The sequence below is a fragment of the Protofrankia sp. CiP1_Cm_nod2 genome (assembly GCF_920664355.1).
Classification (GTDB): Bacteria; Actinomycetota; Actinomycetes; order Frankiales; family Frankiaceae; genus Protofrankia.
The window spans coordinates 1-5,668 of the sequence record NZ_CAKKTL010000172.1 but is presented as its reverse complement, the minus strand read 5'-3'; the positions used below and the strand labels follow the sequence as shown (position 1 = coordinate 5,668).

Below are 5,668 nucleotides of genomic sequence, written 5' to 3'. Positions count from 1 at the left end.
GCCCAGGCCCCGGTCGTTGGGGCCGGGGCCGGTCGGCCAGAAGACCTTGGTGAACAGCTCGTAGGACTCCCGACGGACGCCGTCGAGCGCCTCGCCCAGCACGGCCTCGGCGCGGGTGCCCGCGTAGACGTCGGCCGTGTCGAAGGTGGTGATGCCCTCGTCGAGAGCGGCCTGTACGCAGGCGAGCGCCTGTTCCCGTTCGACCTGGTCACCATGGGTGATCCAGTTGCCGTACGAGATCTCGCTGACGGACAGTCCGCTACGCCCGAGTCGTCTGTGCTCCACGCAGCCACCTTAGAACGCCCGTGCCCCGGGACGCCCGGCCGTGAAATCACACGTTCATCGTTGGCCGTCCCGGCGGCTCACCCGGGGCCGGGGCATCCGCCAGCGGGGCGGCAGGAGCGCGCGCTGCACCGCGTAGGCCCGGACCCGGACCCGCGAGTCCGGGTACTTGCGCGCGACCTGGCCGCTGACCTGGCGGGCCAGGACCACCGAGTCGACGGCCACCGCGAGGACGCCCAGCAGCATCAGCGAGGTGGTGACCAGCCGCACGTACGCGTTGGGGACGATGCCGCCGAGGAAGTACACCAGGGCGGCGGCGAGGAAGAACGGCCCGATGTTGCGGCGGGCGTCGACGAGGTCCCGGGCGAGCACCCGCTCGGGGGCGCGCTCGCGCGGCGGCAGCCTGCTGACGTCACCGGAGAGCATCGCCGCCCGGTACTCCCGGGTCGACCGGCGGCGCTCCTCGCGGCCGCGGGTCCGGGCCTCCTTGCGGGACGCCGTGGCGGGCAGGGCGCCGCCGCGGGCGCGCGCCGCCCGTGCCTGGCTGCGTTTCGGGGTGGGACGGCCTTTCCCCACCCCGCCCCCCGGCCGGTTCCCGGGCTCGGCGTCGGCGGGGGGAGCGGAGCCGGCGGTGGCCACCGGTGTGCCCGCGGTGCCCGCGGTGCCCGCGGTGCCCGCGGGATCGTCGGGGACGGACGTGCGTCGTTTCAACAGGGCCATCAGGGCAGTGCCAGCATCTGGTCGAGGGCCTTCCGGGCGTGTGCCGCGACGTCGGGGTCGACCGTGATGCGGTTGACCGTCTCGCCGCGGACCAGGGACTCAAGGGCCCACACGAGGTGGGGCAGATCGATACGGTTCATGGTGGAGCAGTAGCACACCGTACGATCCAGGAAGACTACGGTCTTGTCAGGGTGCCGGTTGGCCAGCCGCTGCACCAGGTTCAGCTCGGTGCCGACGGCGAACCTGGAGCCGGGCGGGGCGGCATCCACCGCCTTGATGATGTACTCCGTCGAGCCGACCAGGTCCGCGGCGGTGACGACCTCGTGCCGGCACTCGGGATGCACCAGCACGGTGACGCCGGGTATCCGGGCGCGTACCTCGTCCACGCAGCCGAGGCTGAACCGGCCGTGCACCGAGCAGTGCCCCTGCCACAGGATCATCCGGGCGTCCCGCAGCTGTTCGCGGGTGATGCCGCCGCCGGGGCGGTGCGGGCTGTAGACGACGCAGTCGTCCAGCGACATGCCCATCTCCAGCACGGCGGTGTTGCGGCCGAGATGCTGGTCGGGCAGGAACAGCACCCGCTCGCCGCGCCGGTCCGGCCCGAACGCCCAGTCCAGCGCCCGGCGGGCGTTGGAGGACGTGCAGATGGTGCCGCCGTGCCGCCCGGTGAACGCCTTGATGGCGGCGGAGGAGTTCATGTAGCTCACCGGCACGGTGCCGTCGGCGAGGCCGGCGTCTGCGAGCGTCTCCCAGGCCTGTTCGACCTGTTCGGCCGCGGCCATGTCGGCCATGGAGCAGCCGGCGGCGAGATCGGGCAGGATCACCTGCTGGTGGTCGCCGGTGAGAATGTCGGCGCTCTCCGCCATGAAGTGCACGCCGCAGAAGACGATGTGCCCGGCCTCGGGCCGGGCGGCGGCCTGCTGGGCGAGCCTGAACGAGTCGCCGGTGACGTCGGCGAAGGCGATGACCTCGTCCCGCTGGTAGTGGTGGCCGAGGACGAAGACCGAGTCGCCGAGGGCGGCTCTGGCCGCCCTGGCCCGCTCGACGAGCGTCGGGTCGGACGCGGGCGGCAGCGCGCCGGGGCAGTCGACCCCGCGCTCGCTGCCGGGATCCGAGCCGTGCCCGAGCAGCAGCAGCTCGAGCGGCCCGGCCAGGGAGCGGGGGCGCGGCGGGGACGGCGGCGTGACCGGAGGTGTTCCCGGCGCCGCGACGCCGGCGCGCTCGAGCGCGGGATGGGTCGTCATGCTCGCTCCTGAGGTCGACCGGCCGTGGCGTGGCCTGGCCGCACGCATGGGGACGTATGGTCGGTAAGACTCTAACTCGCCGCGGCCCTGTACCGCATCGTCTGGGACCTTCTGCCGTACCGCGCGGGACGAGTTCGTGATCACGCCGCGGGCCGCGTGCTTGGTCATGCGCGGACGATCTGCGTACGATGGGAAGGCAATCGCGGCGGGCGGCGTTCCAGCCAGACGTGTGCAACGGCTTGCTGGTGGCGGCCGCCGCTGGTAGTGACTCTGGTAGTGACTGCTGTCGCGATGGCAGGAACGGCGACCGTGCATGAAGGGTGGCGTCGCAGGCATCCCATGTTGTTGCCTACAGTGATGCGCACATCTCGGATGCGCATGTATTGCGAGTAGCCGAATACCTGGCATCCCTGCACACGTATCCAACCGGCCGAAGGAGGAGCGACAGTGGCTGTCGTCGTGACTCCCCACGCCCCAGGGAATATTCACTAGGGAGCAGCCTCCATGACAGTCCAGGACACGACGACCGATACGGCGACCGGCGTGGACACAGCGACTCGTCCGAACACCGTCATCCTGACCGACGTGGCCGCGCACAAGGTGAAGAGCCTGCTCGAGCAGGAGGGGCGTGAGGACCTCCAGCTGCGGATCGCTGTCCAGCCCGGCGGCTGCTCCGGCATGCGCTACCAGCTCTTCTTCGACGAGCGGCAGCTCGACGGCGACATCGTCCTCGACTTCTCCGGTGTCAAGGTCGCGGTCGACCGGATGAGCGGCCCGTACCTCGGCGGGGCGACGATCGACTTCGTAGACACGATCGAGAAGCAGGGCTTCACGATCGACAACCCGAACGCGGCGGGTTCCTGCGCCTGCGGCGACTCCTTCCACTGATCCCACTGATCCCACTGATCCCTGTGATTCCCGCGGTCCCTGGTGCCCGCTGATTCCAGGGGCCGGGGGCCAGGCGTTGGTCCCTGGGGCCGGCCGGCCGTGTTGTCGCGGTCGCGGCCGGGGTGGCGGTAGGCGTCCGTCGCCGAGGTGACAGCGGACGGACGGGCCGGGGTGCCGGACACCTCCGGGCTACCGACGGTATCCGTTCGGTGCGCCGTTGGTTGTGACGTGTGGCCGGCTGGGCGCTCCCAGCCGGCCACACGCCTGCCGTGCCCACCCGTGCCGGCGGTCGTCCTGGCCTCGTCCTGGCCTGCTGCCCGTGTTTCACCGTGCGGGAACGCCGGCCAGGCACGGGCGGATGCCGGGTGGACCCGGCGGTTTCGGGTGATGGCCAGGTAGAATCACGCATCGTGCCTATTGCCGTTACGGGTTCCATCGCGACCGACCATCTCATGCGCTTTCCGGGCCGGTTCGCCGAGCAGCTGCTGGCCGACCAGCTGGACAGGATCTCCCTGTCGTTCCTTGTCGACGACCTGGTCATCCGGCGCGGGGGAGCGGCCGCCAACATCTGTTACGGGCTCGGACGGCTGGGCCTGCGTCCCGTTCTCGTCGGGGCGGTGGGCGAGGATTTCGCCGGCTACCGGTCCTGGCTCGACCGCAACGGCGTCGACACGAGCTCGGTGTATGTGAGCGAAGTCGCCCACACCGCCCGTTTCGTGTGTACCACCGACGACGATCTCTGCCAGATCGCCTCCTTCTATCCCGGCGCGATGAGCGACGCCCGGCTGATCGAGCTGCGCCCGGTCGCCGACCGCCTGGGCGGCCTGGACCTGGTCCTGATCAGCCCGAACGACCCGGAGGCGATGCTCCGCCACACCGACGAGTGCCGCGAACGGTCCATCCCGTTCGCGGCCGACCCCTCCCAGCAGCTCGCCCGGATGGACGGCCCACAGATCCGCCGGCTGGTGGACGGCGCGGCCTGGCTGCTGTGCAACGAGTACGAGAAGGGCCTGCTGGAGAGCAAGACCGGCTGGTCGGACGCGCAGGTGCTCCAGCGGGTGGGCATCCGGGTCACCACCCACGGCGCGGACGGCGCTGCCATCGAGGCCGTCGGGCAGGCGCCGATCCGGGTGCCGGTCGTGCCCGCCCGGATCACCCCGGATCCGACCGGCGTCGGGGACGCCTTCCGCGCCGGCTTCTTCGCGGGGCGCGCCTGGGAACTGTCCTTGGAGCGCAGCGCGCAGCTTGGCTGCCTGCTCGCCACGCTGGCGCTGGAGACCGTCGGCACCCAGGAGTACGAAACCGTCCCGGCCGAGCTGGTCAAACGCCTGTCGGAGACCTACGGCGCGGACGCCGCCGCGCAGATCGCCTCCCACCTGCCCACGGCCTGACCGGGGGCTCAGGCGAGGCGGCGGACGAGGTAGGCCGTCCCGCCCGTGGGCAGCGGCCGGGTCGCGACCAGCTCGTGGGAGCGCATCCGGCACCAGGCGGGGACGTCGAGGTCCGCGGCCGGGTCGTCCGCCCACAGCACCAGGGTGGTGTCGCGGTCGAGCTCGCCGATGCGGCGGGCCAGCTCGATGACCGGCAGCGGGCATCGGCGGCCCCGCGCGTCCACGGTGAACGCCGCCGTGTCCCAGCGGGCGTCATCCGTGTTACTCGTTCTGTCCGCGTTCTTTGTCATGTTTCCGCTGTTCGGCTGTTCGGCTGTTCGGCTGTTCGGCATGGGCTGGCTTGTCCGGCGCGGGGCGGCCGCGCGTCACAGCCCGGCGGCCCCGGCCCGTTCGCGGACGCGGGCGACCGCGTCCGGCAGGACCGCGAGCAGGGCGTCGACGTCCGCGCTGTCGGACTCCCGGCCGAAGGAGACCCGGACGTTCCCCTGCGTCAACGCGCCCATCGCGGCGAGCACGTGGCTCGGGGTGAGCGTGTCGGAGGTGCAGCTGGAGCCGCTGCTGACCGCGATCCCCGCCCGGTCCAGCTCGTGCAGCAGTGACTCGCCGTCGACGTAGAGGCAGGAGAAGGTGAGCAGGTGCGGCAGCCGGCCGGCCGGGTCGGGGTCGCCGAGCACCTCGACGTCCGGTATCAGCTCGGGCAGCCGGGCCCGCAGCCGCCGCACATAGCCGGCCAGGCGCGGCCCCTCGGTGACGATCTCGTTGGTCCGGGCGTGCAGGGCCGCGGCCGTCGCGACGATCCCCGCGACGTTGGGGAAGCCGGCGACCCGGCCGCCCTCGCGCTCGTCCGCGGGCAGCGGGCTGACCCACCGGCGTCCGGTGCGCACCACCAGGATGCCCACGCCCGCCGGCCCGCCGAACTTGTGCGCGCTGGCGCTGAGCAGGTCGGCGCCCAGCGCCGTGACGTCCACCGGGATCCGGCCGAGCGACATGGCCGCGTCCACGTGCAGCGGGACGCCCGCGGCGTGCAGCACCTCCGCGGCCGCGGCCACCGGCTGGATGGTGGCGACCTCGTGGTTGGCGTGCTGCAGGCTGGCCACCGCCGTGTCCGGCGGGGGGGTGAAGCCGGCCGGGTCGACGCGGCCG

Annotated in this window: 7 protein-coding genes; 2 read left to right on the top strand and 5 right to left on the bottom strand. The window is 72.3% G+C overall.

The window, feature by feature from the left end; translation table 11 throughout:
* The 3 genes from NBW84_RS17500 to nadA form a co-directional block, all read right to left on the bottom strand.
* Positions 1–285: aldo/keto reductase (locus NBW84_RS17500; protein WP_250285805.1), on the bottom strand; the 285-nt coding region annotated here is incomplete at its 3' end.
* A 54-nt stretch (positions 286–339) separates the two neighbouring features.
* Complete coding sequence (locus NBW84_RS17495; protein ID WP_250285804.1) at positions 340–1,002, bottom strand: DUF3043 domain-containing protein; 663 nt, start codon at positions 1,000–1,002, stop codon at positions 340–342.
* Positions 1,002–2,246 carry a quinolinate synthase NadA gene (gene nadA, locus NBW84_RS17490; RefSeq protein ID WP_250285803.1) on the bottom strand — a complete coding sequence of 415 codons (1,245 nt, stop codon included), beginning with the start codon at positions 2,244–2,246 and terminating at the stop codon, positions 1,002–1,004. Before nadA ends, NBW84_RS17495 begins: the two co-directional genes overlap by 1 nt.
* A 504-nt stretch (positions 2,247–2,750) precedes the next feature.
* Here nadA and NBW84_RS17485 point away from each other — a divergent pair.
* Together NBW84_RS17485 and NBW84_RS17480 are read left to right on the top strand one after the other, a co-directional pair.
* Positions 2,751–3,134 (top strand): HesB/IscA family protein, encoded by a 384-nt coding sequence (locus NBW84_RS17485; RefSeq protein ID WP_250285802.1) that lies wholly within the window; start codon positions 2,751–2,753, stop codon positions 3,132–3,134.
* Between the two features lie 410 nt (positions 3,135–3,544).
* Positions 3,545–4,525, top strand: coding sequence for a carbohydrate kinase family protein (locus NBW84_RS17480; RefSeq protein WP_250285801.1), 981 nt, complete (start codon positions 3,545–3,547; stop codon positions 4,523–4,525).
* Between the two features lie 8 nt (positions 4,526–4,533).
* On the opposite strand, the gene NBW84_RS17475 is transcribed toward NBW84_RS17480, so the two are convergent.
* Both NBW84_RS17475 and NBW84_RS17470 read right to left on the bottom strand, forming a co-directional pair.
* Positions 4,534–4,815: a sulfurtransferase TusA family protein gene (locus NBW84_RS17475; protein ID WP_250285800.1), complete on the bottom strand. Its 282-nt coding sequence runs from the start codon at positions 4,813–4,815 to the stop codon at positions 4,534–4,536.
* 75 nt (positions 4,816–4,890) lie between these two features.
* Positions 4,891–5,668: aminotransferase class V-fold PLP-dependent enzyme (locus tag NBW84_RS17470; protein ID WP_250285799.1), on the bottom strand; the 778-nt coding region annotated here is incomplete at its 5' end.